Source organism: Streptomyces sp. NPDC037410 (assembly GCF_055602235.1).
Genome location: NZ_JBVJWR010000009.1, coordinates 246,249 through 264,699 on the forward strand (window position 1 = coordinate 246,249; position 18,451 = coordinate 264,699).

The 18,451-nt window shown below is 72.9% G+C and carries 20 protein-coding genes; 12 read left to right on the top strand and 8 right to left on the bottom strand.

Going from position 1 to position 18,451, the window contains the following annotated elements; translation table 11 throughout:
• Window positions 1–41 precede the first annotated feature (41 nt).
• Window positions 42–1,049 (bottom strand): GNAT family N-acetyltransferase, encoded by a 1,008-nt coding sequence (locus ACZ7HT_RS17800; RefSeq protein WP_471166319.1) that lies wholly within the window; start codon window positions 1,047–1,049, stop codon window positions 42–44.
• A gap of 112 nt (window positions 1,050–1,161) precedes the next feature.
• On the opposite strand from ACZ7HT_RS17800, the gene fdxA reads away from it, so the two are divergent.
• On the top strand, window positions 1,162–1,482 hold the full coding sequence (fdxA, locus tag ACZ7HT_RS17805; RefSeq protein WP_015035968.1) for a ferredoxin: 321 nt from the start codon (window positions 1,162–1,164) through the stop codon (window positions 1,480–1,482).
• Window positions 1,483–1,564: 82 nt separating this feature from the next.
• On the top strand, window positions 1,565–2,662 hold the full coding sequence (gene dapC, locus ACZ7HT_RS17810) for a succinyldiaminopimelate transaminase (RefSeq protein ID WP_471166322.1): 1,098 nt from the start codon (window positions 1,565–1,567) through the stop codon (window positions 2,660–2,662).
• Window positions 2,663–2,727: 65 nt separating this feature from the next.
• On the opposite strand, the gene ACZ7HT_RS17815 is transcribed toward dapC, so the two are convergent.
• Together ACZ7HT_RS17815 and ACZ7HT_RS17820 are read right to left on the bottom strand one after the other, a co-directional pair.
• Window positions 2,728–3,189 (bottom strand): ATP-binding protein, encoded by a 462-nt coding sequence (locus ACZ7HT_RS17815; RefSeq protein ID WP_471166324.1) that lies wholly within the window; start codon window positions 3,187–3,189, stop codon window positions 2,728–2,730.
• A 347-nt stretch (window positions 3,190–3,536) separates the two neighbouring features.
• Window positions 3,537–4,487 (bottom strand): hypothetical protein, encoded by a 951-nt coding sequence (locus tag ACZ7HT_RS17820; RefSeq protein WP_471166326.1) that lies wholly within the window; start codon window positions 4,485–4,487, stop codon window positions 3,537–3,539.
• 29 nt (window positions 4,488–4,516) lie between these two features.
• Here ACZ7HT_RS17820 and dapE point away from each other — a divergent pair, with 29 nt between their 5' ends.
• Window positions 4,517–5,620 carry a succinyl-diaminopimelate desuccinylase gene (gene dapE / locus ACZ7HT_RS17825; RefSeq protein WP_471166328.1) on the top strand — a complete coding sequence of 368 codons (1,104 nt, stop codon included), beginning with the start codon at window positions 4,517–4,519 and terminating at the stop codon, window positions 5,618–5,620.
• Window positions 5,621–5,695: 75 nt separating this feature from the next.
• Complete coding sequence (locus ACZ7HT_RS17830; RefSeq protein WP_471166331.1) at window positions 5,696–6,445, top strand: LOG family protein; 750 nt, start codon at window positions 5,696–5,698, stop codon at window positions 6,443–6,445.
• Between the two features lie 69 nt (window positions 6,446–6,514).
• Here the strand turns inward: ACZ7HT_RS17830 and folP are convergent, their stop codons facing one another.
• Window positions 6,515–7,375, bottom strand: a complete 861-nt coding sequence (folP, locus tag ACZ7HT_RS17835) for a dihydropteroate synthase (RefSeq protein WP_471166334.1) — start codon at window positions 7,373–7,375, stop codon at window positions 6,515–6,517.
• Window positions 7,376–7,477: 102 nt separating this feature from the next.
• On the opposite strand from folP, the gene ACZ7HT_RS17840 reads away from it, so the two are divergent.
• Together ACZ7HT_RS17840 and ACZ7HT_RS17845 are read left to right on the top strand one after the other, a co-directional pair.
• Window positions 7,478–7,804, top strand: coding sequence for a hypothetical protein (locus ACZ7HT_RS17840; protein WP_471166338.1), 327 nt, complete (start codon window positions 7,478–7,480; stop codon window positions 7,802–7,804).
• Window positions 7,801–8,385, top strand: coding sequence for a DNA-3-methyladenine glycosylase I (locus tag ACZ7HT_RS17845; RefSeq protein ID WP_471166340.1), 585 nt, complete (start codon window positions 7,801–7,803; stop codon window positions 8,383–8,385). The genes ACZ7HT_RS17840 and ACZ7HT_RS17845 overlap by 4 nt, the downstream gene beginning before the upstream one ends.
• A gap of 72 nt (window positions 8,386–8,457) precedes the next feature.
• Here the strand turns inward: ACZ7HT_RS17845 and ACZ7HT_RS17850 are convergent, their stop codons facing one another.
• The 3 genes from ACZ7HT_RS17850 to chcB form a co-directional block, all read right to left on the bottom strand.
• Window positions 8,458–9,684 (bottom strand): FG-GAP-like repeat-containing protein, encoded by a 1,227-nt coding sequence (locus tag ACZ7HT_RS17850; protein ID WP_471166343.1) that lies wholly within the window; start codon window positions 9,682–9,684, stop codon window positions 8,458–8,460.
• A gap of 29 nt (window positions 9,685–9,713) precedes the next feature.
• A complete protein-coding gene (locus ACZ7HT_RS17855) occupies window positions 9,714–10,958 on the bottom strand; it encodes an FG-GAP-like repeat-containing protein (protein WP_471166346.1) in 1,245 nt (414 codons plus the stop codon).
• An 84-nt stretch (window positions 10,959–11,042) separates the two neighbouring features.
• A complete protein-coding gene (gene chcB, locus ACZ7HT_RS17860; protein WP_471166349.1) occupies window positions 11,043–11,846 on the bottom strand; it encodes a 2-cyclohexenylcarbonyl CoA isomerase in 804 nt (267 codons plus the stop codon).
• A 333-nt stretch (window positions 11,847–12,179) separates the two neighbouring features.
• Between chcB and ACZ7HT_RS17865 the strand changes: the two genes are divergently transcribed.
• Window positions 12,180–12,347, top strand: a complete 168-nt coding sequence (locus ACZ7HT_RS17865; protein WP_009997451.1) for a DUF3117 domain-containing protein — start codon at window positions 12,180–12,182, stop codon at window positions 12,345–12,347.
• 189 nt (window positions 12,348–12,536) lie between these two features.
• On the opposite strand, the gene ACZ7HT_RS17870 is transcribed toward ACZ7HT_RS17865, so the two are convergent.
• Complete coding sequence (locus tag ACZ7HT_RS17870; RefSeq protein ID WP_453220927.1) at window positions 12,537–13,202, bottom strand: O-methyltransferase; 666 nt, start codon at window positions 13,200–13,202, stop codon at window positions 12,537–12,539.
• Between the two features lie 141 nt (window positions 13,203–13,343).
• On the opposite strand from ACZ7HT_RS17870, the gene sigE reads away from it, so the two are divergent.
• From sigE to ACZ7HT_RS17895, 5 genes are all read left to right on the top strand, one after another.
• The gene (gene sigE / locus ACZ7HT_RS17875) at window positions 13,344–14,102 is read left to right on the top strand and encodes an RNA polymerase sigma factor SigE (protein WP_352028124.1); all 759 of its coding nucleotides are present in this window, start codon (window positions 13,344–13,346) and stop codon (window positions 14,100–14,102) included.
• Window positions 14,099–15,007: an anti-sigma factor family protein gene (locus tag ACZ7HT_RS17880; protein WP_471166352.1), complete on the top strand. Its 909-nt coding sequence runs from the start codon at window positions 14,099–14,101 to the stop codon at window positions 15,005–15,007. The genes sigE and ACZ7HT_RS17880 overlap by 4 nt, the downstream gene beginning before the upstream one ends.
• Window positions 15,008–15,289: 282 nt before the next feature.
• Window positions 15,290–17,083, top strand: a complete 1,794-nt coding sequence (locus ACZ7HT_RS17885) for a S1C family serine protease (protein ID WP_471166497.1) — start codon at window positions 15,290–15,292, stop codon at window positions 17,081–17,083.
• Window positions 17,084–17,174: 91 nt separating this feature from the next.
• Entirely contained in the window at window positions 17,175–17,636 is a 462-nt protein-coding gene (locus ACZ7HT_RS17890) for a sec-independent translocase (RefSeq protein WP_471166355.1), read from the top strand.
• A 73-nt stretch (window positions 17,637–17,709) separates the two neighbouring features.
• Window positions 17,710–18,315, top strand: a complete 606-nt coding sequence (locus tag ACZ7HT_RS17895; RefSeq protein WP_471166357.1) for a hypothetical protein — start codon at window positions 17,710–17,712, stop codon at window positions 18,313–18,315.
• Window positions 18,316–18,451: the final 136 nt, after the last annotated feature.

Here is an 18,451-nt window from a genome sequence, read left to right on the forward strand (position 1 = left end):
CTCCGGCCCGTCCGATTCGCCCCGTGGTGGTACGTCCTCCGTCACGCCTCCGCCCATCGGTAGTGGTGGTAGTGGTGGTGGGGCGCGAAGCCCATGCCGTCGTACAGGGCCCGAGCGCCGTCGTTGTCCGTCTCCACCTGGAGCCAGGCCGCCGACGCGCCCTCGTCGAGCGCCTGCCGGGCGAGCGCCGTCATGACGGACGTCGCCAGGCCCCGGCGCCGTCGGCCGGGGTCGACCTCGACCGCCATGAAGCCGGCCCAGCGGCCGTCGACCACACAGCGTCCGATCGCCGCCGGTACCTCTCCCGTGCCCGCGACGGACGCGAACCACACACTCGGACCGGAAGCGAGGACCGAGCGGACCACCGCGAGCCGATCTTCACCGGAGAAGCGCTGGTAGCGGCGCAGCCACGGCTCGTCGGCCGTCCGGGAGAGCCGTACGGCGGAGACGTCGGCGTCCAGGTCGCCGATCGGGGCGAGCGCCGCGATCCGGACCTCGGCGGAGACCTCGCGGCGCCAGCCGTGCCGGTCCAGGGCGGCGCACAGCAGCTCCTGGGTGCCCTCGGCGCCGGTGGCGGTCTGGATGTACGCGGGGAGCTTCCGGGCCGCGTACCACGCGCGTACGTGCGTCAGGGCCTCGGCGACCGGCAGCCCGGGATCACCGAGCGGGAGGGCCGAGTTGGCGCGGCGGGTGAATCCGTCGGCCGCGCGGAGCGTCCACTCGCCCAGGGGCTCGCTCTCGACCGGCTGCCACGCGCGCGCGGTGGCGCGGGCGAGCTCCGCGAAAGTGGCCGAGGGGCCGCGTCGGCGGGCCGGGGCGGCGGGCACGACCTTGCCCGCGGCGAGCGCGGATTCCGCGATCCGGACGCTCTCGCCGCTCCTTCGTGTGATCAGCAACACACCGGCATCCCATGATGTGAGAACCCCGACCGCGTCGGTGTACTTCTCGCCCGGTTCCGCCGAGTCTGTCACGTACCGAACGGAGACACGTTTTCCCACGTCAGCGCTGGTAAGTCGCACGTCAAGGCGCCCTCCGCCAGTGATTTCCACAGCTTCTCCGCCCCTCCTGTTCGGATCGCCCTCAAGAACGGAGATACTAGGTGCGGGCATCGACGACGCCGCGCTCCCGCGCAGACCAGCCCTATCGAGGAGGAACGACAGCGTGACCTACGTCATCGCGCAGCCTTGTGTCGACGTCAAGGACAAGGCGTGCATCGAGGAGTGCCCCGTCGACTGCATCTACGAGGGCAAGCGGTCCTTGTACATCCACCCGGACGAGTGCGTCGACTGCGGGGCCTGTGAGCCGGTCTGTCCGGTGGAGGCGATCTTCTACGAGGACGACACCCCGGAGGAGTGGAAGGACTACTACAAGGCGAACGTCGAGTTCTTCGACGAGCTCGGTTCGCCCGGTGGTGCCTCCAAGCTCGGCGAGATCGAGCGTGACCACCCCTTCATCGCCGCCCTGCCTCCGCAGAACGGCTGATTGTTCGACCTCGGTCCCGTACGGCCTCGCCGCTGTACGGGACCGAAGCGTTTTCCGTACGTACGAGGAAGTGAGCCAACCCGTGAGCGCAGTCTCTTCGCGCCTGCCCGTCTTCCCCTGGGACAAGCTGGAGCCGTACAAGAAGACGGCCCTGACGCACCCGGACGGAATCGTGGACCTGTCCGTCGGCACGCCCGTGGACCCGGTCCCCGCGCTGATCCGGGAGGCCCTGGTCGCGGCCGCGGACTCGCCGGGCTATCCCACGGTGTGGGGCACGAAGGAACTGCGGGACGCGCTCACCGGCTGGTGCGAGCGACGCCTGGGCGCCGTGGACTTCGCCCACGAGAACGTGCTCCCCGTCGTCGGCTCCAAGGAGCTGGTGGCCTGGCTGCCGACGCAGCTGGGGCTCGGCGCGGGCGACGTCGTCGCCTACCCGCGGCTCGCGTACCCGACGTACGAGGTCGGCGCGCGGCTCTGCGGCGCGACGCCCGTCGTCTACGACGACCCGATCGCCGACCTCGACCCGGCCGCGGTGAAGCTCCTCTGGCTCAACTCCCCGTCCAACCCGACGGGCAAGGTCCTCGCCAAGGACGAGCTGACCCGGATCGTGGCCTGGGCGCGCGAGCACGGCGTCCTCGTCTTCTCCGACGAGTGCTACCTGGAGCTGGGCTGGGAGGCCGACCCGGTCTCGGTCCTGCACCCGGACGTCTGCGGCGGTTCGTACGAGGGGATCGTCGCGGTCCACTCGCTGTCCAAGCGCTCCAACCTGGCCGGCTACCGGGCCGCGTTCATCGCGGGCGACGCGGCGGTCCTGGGCGAGCTGCTGCAGATCCGCAAGCACGGCGGCATGATGACCGCCGCCCCGGTGCAGGCGGCGACGGTCGTGGCGCTCGGCGACGACGCGCACGTGGCCGAGCAGCGGGAGCGGTACGCGGCCCGCCGGACGGCGCTGCGGGCGGCCCTGGAGGCGCACGGCTTCCGGATCGAGCACAGCGAGGCCAGCCTGTACCTGTGGGCGACCCGGGACGAGCCGTGCTGGGAGACGGTGGCGTACCTGGCGGAGAAGGGCATCCTGGTGGCGCCCGGCGACTTCTACGGCGAGGCCGGGGAGCGGTTCGTGCGGGTGGCGTTCACGGCGACGGACGAGCGGGTCGAGGCCGCGGTCAAGCGCCTGGGCTGACGGACATGCGCCGGAGGGCCCGGGGAGCAGGTGCTCCCCGGGCCCTCCGTGCGTCGTGACGCGGATCAGCCGCCGATCGGCAGGCCGCCCAGGGTCTGGCCGGTCGGCAGGCCGCCCAGGCCGCCGCCGAGGGCGCCGCCGGTGGGGGCCTCGGTGCTCTCGGCGGCGGCGCCGGCGGTCTGGCCGACGACCTCGGCGGTGCTGCCGGCCGTCTTGCCGGCGACGTCCTGCACGGCGGGGGTGGCGGTCTTGCCGGCCGTGCCGAGGGTCTTGCCGGCGGCCGGGACGGCCGTCCCGACGGCCTTGCCGCCGGTCTCGCCGACCACGCCGGTCGCGGTCTGCGAGGCGCTGTCGACGGCGCTCCCCGCGCCGGCGGCGTCCAGGGCGGTCACGCCGCCGAGGGCGCCGGTCGGCGCGAGGCCCGGCGCCAGGGCGCTCGCGGAGCCGGCCGCACCGACCACGGGGGCTGCTCCGGCCGCGACGATGAGGGCGGCGCGGGCGATCCGGCGGGTCAGGGAGAGGGACATGGTGCTCCTTCGGCGAAGACGACGATTACGCGGTGACAACCGGCCCCGGGGCGGGGGAGGTTGCGGCGGCCGAAGGTAAAGAGTTGGTAATGCGTCGTATTGTCGGGTGGGGAGGAAAACGGACGAACGTGTCATTGCGGGGTGCGCTGCCGAACCGTCACTTCCCTTGTGCCGCAAGGGGGACGAGGGGGAGGGGTGACGTGTGGGAAACGTGCCCCGAAAGCCGCGCGAATTCCTTCCCGGCCGGACACGGGCCGCGACACTCACGGGTGAAGGGCCGTACAGGTGATCGGCCGGGGTGGCTGCCTTTGGCGGCGCCGTACGGGGAGCGGATGCCGCCCGCCCCGTTACTGCTGCGCCAACCGCATCCGTACCGACGCGGCGTCCGCCGACGGCGTGCCCGAGGGCTTCGACCAGGCGCCGTCCGCCTCGCCCGCCCGCCACACGCGGTCCCCGAACGCGACCTCCGTGATGCGCAGCGTGTCCGCGCACGCCACCGCCCACTGCGCCAGCTCCCAGCCGCGCCGCTCGTCCGAACCGGCCCCCGGCGCGCTCCCCGCGCCCGTCGCCGCCCGGACCGGGACCACGAGCACCGGCGGCTCCGACGCCGAACGGCCCGCGCCGGGACCGCCCGTGACCGCCTCCGGCGCCGTCTTCTCGCCGAAGGCCCGCACCAGCTCGTGCCGCACCTGCGCCGGATCGCCCGGCCGGCCCTTCGCCGTGCTCGCCGTACAGGACAGCGCCGCCGGCGACCGGCCCGTCAGCGCGGCCGACAGCAGCGCCGCGTCCGGCTCGTGCTTCGCGTACGCCTGCGGGAAACCGCTCCGCTGCACCTTCTGCGCCGCCACCGTCAGCGGCAGCCGCGAGTACCCCGGGACCTTCTCCAGGCCCTCGTAGAACCTCCCCGAGGCGTACACCGGGTCCATGATCTGCTCCGGCGTCCCCCAGCCCTGCGAGGGCCGCTGCTGGAAGAGCCCCAGCGAGTCCCGGTCGCCGCCCTCGATGTTCCGCAGCGCGGACTCCTGGAGGGCCGTCGCGAGCGCGATCGTCACCGCCCGCTCCGGCAGCCCCCGCGTCGTGCCCACCGCCGCGATCATCGCCGCGTTGGACGCCTGCTCCGGAGTGAACTCGTAGCGGTTGTCCCCACCGCCCACACTGCACCGGGGCGTCCCCGTGCTCCCCGTCAGCTGGTGGACGGCCACGTACGAGGCGAGGCCGAGGAGCGCGGCGAAGGCGGCCGCCGTACGGGCGAGGCGGCCGCGACGGCGGGGGCGGGTGGGCTCGGACACGGGGCCCACCGTACTGGAGGCCGCGTTAGGGTCGGCACATGGCTGACATCACCCCGCTCGACGGCACCCTCGACCTCTCCCTGGACGGGGCCGCGCTCACCGCCGCCCTCGTCGACTTCCCCTCCGTCAGCGGGACCGAGCAGCCGCTCGCGGACGCGATCGAGCGGGCCCTGCGCCTCCTGCCGCACCTCACCGTCGACCGGTACGGCAACAACGTCGTCGCCCGGACGCACCTCGGCCGCGGCGAGCGCGTCGTCCTCGCCGGCCACATCGACACCGTGCCGATCGCCGACAACGTGCCCTCGCGGCTCGACGAGGACGGCATCCTCTGGGGCTGCGGCACCTCCGACATGAAGTCCGGGGTCGCCGTCCAGCTCCGCATCGCCGCCACCGTCCCCGAGCCCAACCGCGACCTCACCTTCGTCTTCTACGACAACGAGGAGGTCGCCGCCGACCTCAACGGCCTCGGCAAGGTCGCCGCCGCGCACCCCGACTGGCTGGAAGGCGACTTCGCCGTCCTCCTCGAACCCTCCGACGGCCAGGTCGAGGGCGGCTGCCAGGGCACCCTGCGCGTCATCCTGCGCACCGCCGGCGAGCGCGCCCACTCCGCGCGCGCGTGGATGGGCTCCAACGCCATCCACACCGCCGCCCCGATCCTCGACCGCCTCGCCGCCTACCAGCCGCGCAAGCCGGTCATCGACGGCCTCCAGTACCACGAGGGCCTCAACGCCGTCCGGATCGAGGGCGGCGTCGCCACCAACGTCATCCCCGACGCCTGCGCCGTCACCGTCAACTTCCGGTACGCCCCCGACCGCTCCCCGGCCGAGGCCCTCGCGTACGTCCGCGCGTTCTTCGACGGCATCGACATCGCCGAGTTCGTCGTCGACGACGAGAGCCCCGGCGCCCTGCCCGGCCTCTCCCACCCCGCGGCCGAGGCCTTCATGAAGGCCGTCGGCGGCAGCGCCCAGCCCAAGTTCGGCTGGACCGACGTCGCCCGCTTCAGCGCCCTCGGCGTGCCCGCCGTCAACTACGGCCCCGGTGACGCCCTGTACGCGCACAAGCGCGATGAGCACATCCACGTCGACAAGGTCCACCACTGCGAGGCCCGGCTCCGCGACTGGCTGACCGCCCGTCTCCCGTAATTTCGCATTTCGTCACCTCTCTGGTCCTACGCTGACCCCACGAGAAGATCGTCGGTTCGACGGAGGGAGCAGGCCATGGGTATCCCTGAGGGGGAGACGAAGCCGGAGGAGCAGCGGCTCGGACCGGTGCTCAGGCGCAGGGACCAGGTCCAGCCGGGCACCACGGACCAGCGGCTGCTCGACACCGAGGGCGACTCGGAGTGGGTGCACACCGACCCCTGGCGGGTCATGCGCATCCAGTCCGAGTTCGTCGAGGGCTTCGGCGCCCTCGCCGAACTGCCGAGCGCGATCAGCGTCTTCGGCTCGGCCCGTACGAAGGCGGACTCTCCGGAGTACGAGGCGGGCGTACGGATCGGCCGGGCGCTCGTCGAGGCCGGCTTCGCGGTCATCACGGGCGGCGGTCCCGGCGCCATGGAGGCGGCCAACAAGGGGGCCAGGGAGGCCAAGGGCGTCTCGGTCGGCCTCGGCATCGAGCTCCCCTTCGAGCAGGGGCTCAACCCGCACGTCGACATCGGCGTGAACTTCCGCTACTTCTTCGTCCGCAAGACGATGTTCGTGAAGTACGCGCAGGGCTTCGTCGTCCTGCCCGGCGGCCTCGGCACCCTCGACGAGCTCTTCGAGGCGCTCACCCTGGTCCAGACCCGCAAGGTCACCCGCTTCCCGATCGTGCTCTTCGGCACGGCGTACTGGAAGGGCCTGGTCGACTGGCTGCGCGACTCGGTCGTCGCGGGCGGCAAGGCGAGCGAACGCGACCTCCTCCTCTTCCACGTCACGGACGACGTGGAGGAGGCGGTGGCGCTCGTCACCAAGGAGGTCGGACGGTAGCGGCCTGACGGCCCGGTCGGTTGTGCCCACCCGCGGCGCACAACCGGCCACCGGCCGGCGGACGCGGGGCTACGCCAGCCCGCGCCGGGCCACGGCGGGCGCGCGGTGACCGGCGATGGACGCCACCATGTCCAGGACCTGACGCGTCTCCGCGACCTCGTGCACCCGGTACACCCGCGCCCCCAGCCACGCCGACACGGCAGTCGTCGCCAAGGTCCCGAGGACCCGCTCCTTGACCGGCCGGTCGAGCGTCTCGCCCACGAAGTCCTTGTTCGACAGGGACACGAGCACCGGCCACCCCGTCTCCGTCATCTCGCCGAGGCGTCGCGTCGCCTCCAGGCTGTGCCGGGTGTTCTTCCCGAAGTCGTGACCGGGGTCGATCATGATCCCGTCCCGCCGCACCCCCAGCGCGGCCGCGCGCTCCGCGAGGCCCACCGTGACGCGCAGGATGTCGGCCATCACGTCCTCGTACTCCACCCGGTGCGGCCGCGTCCGCGGCTCCGCGCCGCCCGCGTGCGTGCAGACGAGCCCCGCGCCGTACTTCGCGGCCACCTCGGCGAGCCGCGGGTCCACGCCGCCCCAGGCGTCGTTCAGGACGTCCGCCCCGGCCTCGCAGACCGCCTCGCCGACGTCCGCCCGCCAGGTGTCGACGCTGATCACCACATCGGGGTGGCGCCTGCGGACCTCGGCGACGAAGCCGACCGTGCGCCGCGCCTCCTCCTCGGCCGTCACCTCCTCGCCGGGGCCCGCCTTCACCCCGCCGATGTCGATGATCGCCGCCCCCTCCGCCACGGCCTGCTCCACCCGCGTGAGCGCCGGCTCGTCGCGGAAGGTGGCGCCCTGGTCGTAGAAGGAGTCCGGCGTCCGGTTCACGATCGCCATGATCACCGGCTCGTGCGGCCCGAATTCACGCCGTCCCAAGCGCAGCATCCCTTTTATCCTCCCTCGCGTCCGTTCGCCTGCGACCCTAACCGTCGGTGGCGCATGGCACGATCGGCACGGGACGTTTTCCACTCCGGGGAGAGGCGCGCAGTGTTCTGGTTTCTGCTCATCACGATGGTCGTGGTCGTGGCCGCGGTGACCCTCGCCGTGGTCGGCGGCGGCGACGGCGAGGTGCTGCCCGAGGTGGCGCCCGAGCAGCTCGTCGACCCGCTTCCGGCCGCCCGCCCGGTGGACCGCGCCGACGTCGAGGCGCTGCGCCTCCCCGTCGCGGCGCGCGGCTACCGGATGGCCGACGTGGACGACGTCCTCGTACGGCTCGGCGCCGAGCTCGCGGAGCGCGACGCCCGGATCGCCGAGCTCGAGGAGGCGCTCGCGGCCCCCGGCGGTGACGCGGGCACCGAGGGCGGCGAGAAGTGACGGGCGGGGCGATCCCCGGGCCCGACGGGCGGCTGCGCTGCCCCTGGGGCCTGTCGACCGAGGACTACGTCGCGTACCACGACGAGGAGTGGGGCCGCCCGGTCCACGGCGACGACGCGCTGTTCGAGCGGCTCTGCCTGGAGGCCTTCCAGTCGGGCCTGTCGTGGATCACGATCCTGCGCCGCCGCGAGGGCTTCCGGCGCGCCTTCGCCGGCTTCGAGATCGCCTCGGTCGCCGCGTTCGGCGAGGCGGACCGCGAGCGGCTCCTCGCCGACGAGGGCATCATCCGCAACCGCGCCAAGGTCGACGCGACCCTGGCCAACGCCAAGCTGCTCGCCGGCTGGTCGCCGGGCGAGCTCGACGCGCTCATCTGGTCGTACGCCCCGGACCCGGCGACCCGCTCGGCGCCGCGCACGCTCGCGGAGGTCCCGGCGGTCACGGACGAGTCGACGGCCCTGTCCAAGGCCCTCAAGAAGCGCGGCCTCCGCTTCATCGGCCCCACCACGGCGTACGCCCTGATGCAGGCCTGCGGTCTGGTCGACGACCACTTGAAGGGCTGTGTGGCCCGGGGCGACCACTGACCCGGGGCGACCCCTAGCCCGGGGCGACCACCGGCCCGGGGCGACCCTTGGGGTGCCCCGGGCGCGCGTCCGTCAGAAGACGTGGACCCGCTCGGCGGTGTCCCAGCCCATGTCGGCCTGGGGGCCTCCGATGCCGCCGCGGCCGTTGCCGGGGTAGATGTAGAGCTGGTTCCAGTCGATCGGCCGCATCAGGTCGGACTTGCCGTCGCCGGTCACGTCGCCGACGGAGAAGACGGGGGCGTCCGACGGCCAGGCGTACGGCAGCTTGGTGCGGGCGCCGAACGCGCCGCGGCCGTTGCCCGGGTAGAGCCAGAGGCCGCGCGAGCCGTCCCGGGCGACCAGGTCGGACGTGCCGTCGCCGGTCATGTCGCCGGGCGCCACGAGCCGGTTCATGGCGTTCCAGCCGCCGCCGACCTTCTTGCGGGCGCCGAACCAGCCGTGGCCGTTGCCCGGGTACGTCCACAGGACACCGGCGGTGTCCCGGGCGACCAGGTCGCGGCGGCCGTCACCGGTGATGTCGCCGACGGCCTTGATCTCCTTCATGGTGTTCCAGCCGCTGCCGATCTTCACGCGGGGCTTGAAGGAGCCGCGGCCGTTGCCCGGGTAGAACCACAGGACGCCGGACCGGTCGCGCGCGAAGACGTCCTCGTTGCGGTCGCCGTTGTAGTCGCCGTGGCGGACGATCTGCGTCATGGCGTTCCAGCCGCCGCCGATCAGCACGCCCTTGGGCGCGGTCTCCCAGCTGGCGGAGTAGCCGTGGAGGTACCACAGCCGGCCGTCGTCGGCCCGCTCCAGGAGGTCGGGCCGGGAGTCGTTGTTCAGGTCGCCGAACTGCGCGGCGGCGGGAAGTCCGGCGGGACGCTTCTGCTGCGGCCACCAGTCCATCCATGCGACGCCGCTGCTGGCCTCCCATGCGGTGGTCGCCACGCGGATCGAGCTGATCCTGTTGTCGAGCTGGCCCATGACCGAGCCGTCGAAGCTGACCCCGCCGTTGTGCGGGTCCATGACCAGGGAGTCGCCGTCCCGGTAGTTCGCGTCGACGTTGAGCACGGCGTGCAGCGCGGAGTGGTTGACGACGCTCGAGATCGTGTTGTCCCAGGCGCCGAGAGTGGGCTGGCTGGACGAGATGATCTTCATCTCGCCCTTGAAGTCGCGGTACTGGAAGACGCACATCCGCCCGGACGGGCAGCGCTCCTCGCCGGCGGAGGCCGGGGGAGCGGTGGTCATCAGGGTCGTGAGGGAGGCCGCCGTGGTGACGGCGGCGGCCAGGGCGCGACGGCCCCGGTTGCTGCGGATCATGGATCGGAATCCGTTCACGAAGAGGAGAGTCAGAAGGCGAAGGCGGCGGACCGGAGACTGCCGAGGTCCCGGGGCGCGAGGAGGTGCCCGTCGGCGGTGCCGGGGTAGACGAGGAGCCGGACCCGGCCCTCGTAGGACTCCCTGCCGCGGGCGTGCGCCACCACGTCGGGGCGGCCGTCGCCGGTGACGTCGCCGAGACCGGCCAGCTCGGCGTGGCTGTTCCAGCCGCCGGTGCCGATGAGCCCCCGCGCGCTGAACCAGCCGCGGCCGTTGCCCGGGTAGAGCCAGAGCCTGCCCGCGCTGTCGCGGGCGACCAGATCGGCCTTCTTGTCGGAGTTCATGTCGCCGGCGCCGACGAGCTCGTTGACGGCCTTCCAGCCGCCGCCGACCTTCTTGCGGGCGCCGAACCAGCCGCGCCCGTTGCCCGGGTACGTCCACAGGACGCCGTCGCCGTCGGAGGCGAGCAGGTCGGCCTTGCCGTCGCCGGTGAGGTCACCGGCCGCGGCGAGGTCCCGCATGCTGTTCCAGCCGCCGCCGATCCTGACGCGGGGCTTGAACCAGCCCTGGCCGTTGCCGGGGTAGAGCCACAGGACGCCGGCCTTGTCGCGGGCGAGGACGTCCTCGTTGCGGTCGCCGTCGTAGTCGCCGTGCCGGGTCAGCTTGGTCATGCCGTCCCAGCCGCCGCCGACGAGCACGTTCCGGCCGGGGCTCGTGTAGGCGTGGGACGTCCACAGCTGGCCGACGAGGTTGCGCGAGGCGACGTCGGCGTACCCGTCGTGGTTCAGGTCGCCGAAGTCGCCGGACGCCGGGAGCGTGGCGGGACGCGGCCGCGGGTTGTCGTAGAGGACCGGATAGCGGCTCTCGGAGCCGCAGAAGTCGTCCGCCTCGGGGCCGACGTCCACGGAGCTGACCGCCCGGTCGAGCTCCGGGTAGGCGCTCTCGTCGAAGGACTCCGACCCGTAGAAGTGCGTGGAACCCTCGGGGTCGAGCCCCGGCCGCGGGAAGAAGCAGACCGCGTCGGAGTACCCGTTGAGCCGCACGGTGAAGGACCGGATGCGGTTGTCCCAGGCGCCGAGGGACGCCATGGGCTTCCGGATCACGATCATGTCGCCCTGGTACCGCGGCTGGCTGAAGCCGCAGACGGCGTTGTCGGGACACCGGTCCCTGCCGTCCGCCGCCAGCGCGGGCGAGGACAGGACGGTGGCGGAGAGGCCCAAGGCCGTGCCCGCCGTGAGCGCGCCGCGAAGAAGGCGCGCGGAAGGAGAAGGACGCACGGAACCCCCCAGGTATGTGCGTACAAGTGGTGAGCGGATCCTATAGACCCGCCCACCCTCCGTACGAACGGGTTCCGGGGCTGGTCAGCGGCCCAGGTACCGCGGCTTCTCCTTGGCGATGAACGCGCGGACCGCGATCGTGTGGTCCTCCGAGGCGCCCGCCAGGTTCTGCAGCTCCTCCTCCTTGCCGAGGGCCTCCGTGAGGGAGTGGTCGGCGCCGAAGGCGAGGGACTCCTTCAGCGCCGCGTACGCCACGGTCGGGCCCTCCGCGAGCTTCCGCGCCACCTTCTCCGCCTCGGCGGCCAGGTCGGCGGCCGGGACCAGGCGGTTCACGATGCCCAGCTCGTACGCCTCCTGCGCGGAGATCGAGCGCGGGAAGAGCAGCAGGTCGGAGGCCCGGCTCGCGCCGATGAGCCGAGGCAGCGTCCACGACACGCCCGAGTCGGCGGTGAGCGCGACGCCCGCGAAGGCGGTGCTGAAGGAGGCCGTCTCCGCGACGACCCGGTAGTCGGCGGCGAGCGCGAAGCCGAAGCCGGCCCCGGCGGCGACGCCGTTCACGCCCGCGACGACCGGCTTGCGCATGCCGGTGAGCGCGCGCACGATCGGGTTGTAGTGGTCACGGACCGTGTTCATGGTCTCGCTCGTGCCGGACTCCTGGTCCGCCGCGAGCAGCCCGATGTGCTCCTTCAGGTCCTGGCCCACGCAGAACGCCCGGTCGCCGGACGCCGTCAGCAGCACCGCCCGTACGGCCGGGTCGGCCGCGGCCGTCTCCGCGGCGTCACGGAGGGCGACCTTCGTCGCCACGTTCAGCGCGTTCATGGCCTCGGGCCGGTTGAGCGTGATGGTGGCGAGCCCGTCGCTCACCTCGTACAGCACCGTGTCGGCCATCGGGATCCCTTCGCCTCATTGCGTGGTTGACCCGCCCAGCATGGCGGAGATCACCCGTGCCGCCCATGTGAGCTGCGTCAAAGTTCGAAGAGGATCAGAGGGAGATCGGAGGGACTCCGTCCGACGTCGAGCGGCGCAGTATCGCAGGCCGATCCCCGAAATGTGGGGTTTTGAGAGAGCGCGTTGCGCAAGCGATGCCGAGCGATGTTGGTCATCGGGTCCTGCCATGCGGGATAATGACCTGGAAGCAATGTGTTCGAAGCCGGTGACGCGTGCTCCACATCATGGAGCTGCCCGGCTGACGATGAGCTGGTTTCAGGAAGGGGAACAAGCATGGCGGCCATGAAGCCGCGGACGGGTGACGGCCCGCTCGAGGTGACCAAGGAGGGGCGGGGCATCGTCATGCGCGTTCCGCTCGAAGGCGGCGGTCGGCTTGTCGTCGAGCTGACCCCGGACGAGGCCGAGGCGCTGGGCGACGCCCTCAAGAAGGTCGTCGGCTGACCCTCTTCTCCACGATTCCTGAGCGCTGCCCCGGTACGGTCCGCCGTCCCGGGGCAGCGGTGTCTCCGGAGCCGGTACGGCCCCGGTCGGCGGTACGGTCCGGATCGGCCACGTGGTCCGAGGCGGTACGGCCAGGGGTGGCGGGGTGGTCCGAGGCATTACGGCCGGGGAGCCGTCGGCGGGTCGCCGTCAGCCGCGGCGTACCGCGCAGAGCAGGCCGTCGCCCACCGGCAGCAGCGAGGGCACGAGCTCCTGGCTCTCCCGCACCGCGCGCAGCAGCTCCCGGATCCGCTGGACCTCCGCCGGCTGGGCGCCCGAATCGACCGTGCGGCCGTCCGCGAAGACGCCCTCGAAGCAGACGAGACCCCCCGGTCGCAGCAGGCGCAACGATTCAGCGAGATAGTCCAAGTACTCGAGCCGGTCGCCGTCGCAGAACACCAGGTCGTACCCGCCGTCCGCGAGCCGCGGCAGCACGTCCAGGGCGCGCCCGGGGATGAAACGGGCCCGGTTGCCCGCGAAGCCCGCCGCCCGGAACGCCGTCTTGGCCAGCTGCTGCCGCTCCGGCTGGAGGTCCACCGTCGTCAGCACGCCGTCCGGCCGCATCCCGAGCAGCAGATAGATGCCGGACACGCCCGTGCCCGTGCCGATCTCCGCCACCGCCTTGGCGTCCGCAGTCGCCGCGAGCAGGCGCAGCGCCCCACCGGTGCCCGGGGACACCGAGGGCAGCCCTGCCTCCCGGGCCCGCTCACGGGCCCAGCGCAGGGCTTCGTCCTCGGCGACGAAGGCGTCGGCGAACGACCAGCTCGTCGACCGGTTGGCGGTAATGGCCCTCTCCTGTCCCCGTAGTTGACGCAACGGTGACTGTATCCGCTGTCAGTGGGAACCCGCAGATGGGACCGGGCGTTCACCAGGGGAAGGACGGGGAGGAGGACACCGGGCGAGCCGGTTCCAAATTCGCGTAAAGATTCTTATCCGGAGCTAACGGGCGGGGTGGCTATGGTAGGGGCTCCACTGGACACCACCAGAGCCGACAGGGGAGGTGCGGCTGCGCCTGTGGATCGGGGAGGAGTGCTTCGGCGTCTTCTCAGGTCGGCGGGTGAGCCGAAATCCGTGACCGACACCGCTGACCGTTTCCGCACCACCGACTCCGCTCCCACCACCGCGACCTTCGCATCGGACGCGGAATCGCAGGCGTGGACCCCTCCCACCTGGGAGGAGATCGTCAGCACGCACAGTGGCCGGGTCTACCGCCTCGCCTACCGCCTGACGGGCAACCAGCACGACGCCGAGGACCTGACCCAGGAGGTCTTCGTCCGCGTCTTCCGCTCGTTGTCGACGTACACCCCGGGCACCTTCGAGGGCTGGCTGCACCGCATCACCACCAACCTCTTCCTCGACATGGTCCGCCGCAAGCAGCGCATCCGCTTCGACGCGCTCGCCGACGACGCGGCCGAGCGGCTGCCCAGCCGCGAGCCCTCGCCGCAGCAGGCGTTCAACGACACGCACTTCGACGCCGACGTGCAGCAGGCCCTCGACACCCTCGCGCCCGAGTTCCGCGCGGCGGTCGTCCTCTGCGACATCGAAGGCCTCTCGTACGAGGAGATCGCCGCGACCCTCGGGGTGAAGCTCGGCACCGTCCGCAGCCGCATCCACCGCGGCCGCTCCCACCTGCGCAAGGCGCTCAAGCACCGCTCGCCCGAGGCCCGGGCGGAGCGTGCCCTCGCCTCCGTCGGATGGGAGGCGTCGACAGCGTGAGCGGTACACGTCCACCGTCACCGACCCCCGCGGAACACCACCTCGGGGACCGGCTGGCCGCGCTCGTCGACGGCGAACTCGGCCACGACGCCCGCGATCGGGTCCTCGCCCACCTCGCGACCTGCGCCCGCTGCAGGGCCGAGGCGGACGCCCAGCGCACGCTGAAGAGCGTGTTCGCCTCCGCGGCCCCTCCACCGCCCTCCGAGGGCTTCCTCGCCCGGCTCCAGGGCCTTCCCGGGGGACCCGGTGAGCCCGGCGGGCCGCGCGGACCCCTCGAAGAGCTCCTCGGCGCGGGCGGAGTGAAGTCGGACGGCTTCGCCACCGCCGCCGTCGTCACCCCGAGCCCCGGCACGCCCGGGGCGGCCTTCGGCATCCACAGCGTCGGCTACCGCCCCGCCGGGACCTCCGGCCGGGGGCGGCGCTTCGCGTTCGCCGCGGCCAGCGCCGTGTCGTTCGCGGCGATCGCCCTCGGCGGCACCCTGCCCCTCGACGCCTCGGTGAGCGCGAGCGCGCGCGGCGGCCAGGGCACCGGCACCGCGGTCACGCCGCTGCGGACCACCGCGACCGGCGGCGGCCCGGGCGTCGCGTCCGGGCGCGGCACGCGTTCCGGCGAGCGTTCGGGCGCCCAGTCCGTCGGCGACGCCGAGCCGTTCGCCGCGGTGGCCCCGGCCGCGGTTCCACAGGGCCCGGTCGTCGCCGCGGTCCAGGACACGGTCCCGTCGGACGCGGTGCGGTTCGACGCCGCGCAGGTCTCGGCCGTACACCTCCGGAACGAGGCCCGGCAGTCGCTCCTCGCGCTCTCGCCGTTCATCCGGCCGACGGCCCCGGTCCTCGAACTGGCCTTCGCCCCCGGGCCCAGCCCGATGGCGAGCCCGACGACCGGACCGCTCGGCTCCCACCGCTGACCCGCGACCTGGTTGAATCCAGGGGCAGGGCGCCCGACCCAGGGGCGCGGACGGGTCAGCGGTTGCGGGGAGAGCATGAACAACGGGAAGCCGAACTGGTGGAGCCGGCCTTCGAGCACACCGGAGGCGGCACGCATACCCGACGAGGCCGACGGCGACTTCCCGCTGCCCGCGCCGCAGCCGTCCCCGGAGGCTCCCGTGGCGGACGCCGCGCCGCAGACGGCGCCTCGGGCCGCGGAGCCCGCGGCCGTGGACGCCGAGCCGCAGGCTCCCGCCGTCGACATGACGAAGTCCACGCCGACGCCGCCGTCCGCCGCCGCACCTGCGGCGGAACCGGCGCCCGCGACGGCTGACGCTCCCGTACCCGCGACGGCTGACGCCGCCGTACCCGCGACGGCTGACGCCGCCGTACCCGCGACGGCTGACGCCGCCGTACCCGCGACGGCTGACGCCGCATCCCCGGTGGAGCCCGGCGCCGCACCCGTCGGGACCGACGCGCCCGCGCCGACCGTGGACATGACGAAGCCCGCACCCGCGCCAGTGCCAGCATCCGCGCCCGCACCCGCACCCGCTCACGCGGCCGACGCCACACCTGCGGCCCCCGTCACGTCCCCGGCGGAGCCGGCCGCCGCGCCCGCGCCCGCCGTCGTACCCCCGGCGGAGCCGGCCCCCGTGGCCGTCGGGGCCGAGGCCCACGCGCCCGCGCGGCAGCCGCTGCACACGCCTGACGAGTACCGCACGCCGCCGTACGGCGAGCCGGGGCCCTGGGCGCCCGCGCCGCCCGTGCAGCGCCCGGCCGCCTCCGTACCGCCTCAGGCGAACCCGCACCCGCAGGCGCACGTCCAGCCGCAGCCGCAGCCGCAGGCACACCCGCAGCCGCAGGTCGTCGCCGCCGCGCCCTGGGCGCAGTACGACCCCTGGGGCGCCCCTGGTGCCGCGCCCGTGCCCGCGAAGAAGTCCCGCAAGGGGCTCGCGCTCGCCGGGGCGCTCGTCTTCGCCCTCGTCACCGGCGTCATCGGCGGCGGCATCGGCGCGTACGTCGAGCGGAACGGCGGGCTGACCACCGTCGAGCTGCCGCAGGCCGACGCCGGGGACACCGGCCGCGCCCCCGACAGCGTCGCCGGGATCGCCGCCAGCGCCCTGCCCGGCGTCGTCACCCTGCACGTCAGGGGCAACGGCTCCTCCGGCACCGGCACCGGCTTCGTCCTCGACGACAAGGGCCACATCCTCACCAACAACCACGTCGTCGACGGCGCCGCGTCCTCCGGCGACATCTCGGTGACCTTCGCCAGCGGCGAGACCGCCCGCGCCAAGCTCATCGGCAAGGACACCGGCTACGACCTGGCCGTCGTCCAGGTCACCGGCGTCTCCGGCCTCAAGGCGCTCCCGCTCGGCAACTCCGACAACGTCCGCGTCGGCGACCCCGTCGTCGCCATCGGCGCCCCCTTCGACCTGTCCAACACCGTCACCTCCGGCATCATCAGCGCCAAGGAGCGCCCGATCACCGCCGGCGGCGAGAAGGGCGACGGCAGCGACGTCAGCTACGTCGACGCGCTGCAGACCGACGCCCCCATCAACCCCGGCAACTCCGGCGGCCCGCTGCTCGACTCCAAGGCCCAGGTCATCGGCATCAACAGCGCGATCCGCGCCGCCGGCGGCGGTTCCGGCGAGGGCGAGGGCGGCGGCGCGAGCCAGCCCGGCTCCATCGGTCTCGGCTTCGCCATACCGATCAACCAGGGCAAGCGCGTCGCCGAGGAGCTCATCAACACCGGCAAGGCCACCCACCCCGTCATCGGTGTGAGCCTCGACATGCAGTTCAACGGCGACGGCGCCCGCGTCGGCGAGAAGGGCAAGGACGGCTCCGCCTCCGTCACCGCCGGCGGCCCGGCCGCCAAGGCCGGACTGCGGCCGGGGGACGTCATCACCCGGGTCGACGGCCAGCGCGTGCACAGCGGCGAGGAGCTCATCGTGAAGATCCGCGCCCACCGCCCCGGCGACAGGCTGGAGCTCACCCTGAGCCGCGACGGCAAAGTGCTGACAAAGACGTTGACGCTCGGATCCTCCCAGGGCGACTGAGCGCCATGTGGCGGACGCCCCGAGGTACCCGCCCGACAGTTTGGGCGGGTACCGTGGACCGGGCCCTGGACCGGCGTGAAGGAGCTACTAGGTGTTCAGCGACATAGGCGCACTCGAGCTGGTGACGCTCGTCGTCCTCGCCGTGCTCGTCTTCGGGCCGGACAAGCTCCCGAAGGTGATCCAGGACGTCTCGCGCTTCATCCGGAAGGTCCGCGAGTTCTCCGACAGTGCGAAGCAGGACATCCGCAGCGAGCTGGGTCCGGAGTTCAAGGACTTCGAGTTCGAGGACCTCAACCCCAAGACGTTCCTCCGCAAGCAGCTGGAGAACAACGAGGACCTCAAGGACCTCAAGGAGCTGCGCGGCACGTTCGACCTCAAGAAGGAGATGAACGAGGTCGCCGACGCCGTCCACGGCCGCGAGACCGCGCCCGCGCCCTCGGCCGCGTCCGCCGCGGTCAACGGCTCCGCCTCCCCGGACCTGCTCAAGAAGCAGGACAAGCGGGATGATCCGGGCGCTGCCGAGCGTCCTCCGTACGACTCGGACGCCACCTGACGACGGCCTGTCACCGACCCACTCCTCCCTGGTGGCTATCCTCCCTCTGTTGACGGAACGAGGAGGCGGCCGAATGAAGACGACGAGTCGGGTGGAAGCCGATGGCTTTCTGCGCGCACCCTTCGCCTGGTACGGGCTGGACGAGGCGTTCACCGGCCCGCGCCGGCTGATGCAGATCGGTACGGCGGCGGACGGCACCGTCCAGCACGGCTCGGTGGGCCATGGTGACGAGCCGTCGATAAAGTCCGAGGCCGGCGCCGCGGAGAGGGAGCGCTTCGCCGTCGTCGTGACGGTCGCGGCGAACCCCGTGCGCCGCAGCGGGGACGGCACCGGCGTCCTGGACGCCACCACGGTCTCCTCCGCCGCCTGGCTGGCCGGCTCCGGGCTCCTCGCCCACACCTGGCCCGCCTCGCTCGACCACGCGCTGCGCGACCACTGGCTGGACCAGCAGACCGAGACGGCCTTCGAGCTCGCCGACGACCTCGACGGGCCGGCCTGGACGATCCTCTCGCTGCCCGTGGACGGGGTGCCGGTGCCGTTCCACTACCGGGAGTCCGAGTTCGGCTGGGTCCTCGCCGGGTCCGCGGGGGACGTGCACATCGGGGCGTACGGGCGGGGGATGAGCGCGTACGGGCTCGGGTTCGCGGCCGTGAAGGACCTCGGCGCTTACGGCGCCTAGACACGCGGAAGGGGGGCCCCCCCCGGGGGGGGCCCTTCCCCGTTTTTTCCCAGAACCTTTTTTCTGGGTTGTTGCCCCGTTCCCTCCCGACCAAGCCCGATCGTGGGCATCCCGACTTTCCCCCAGCTGTCCGAAG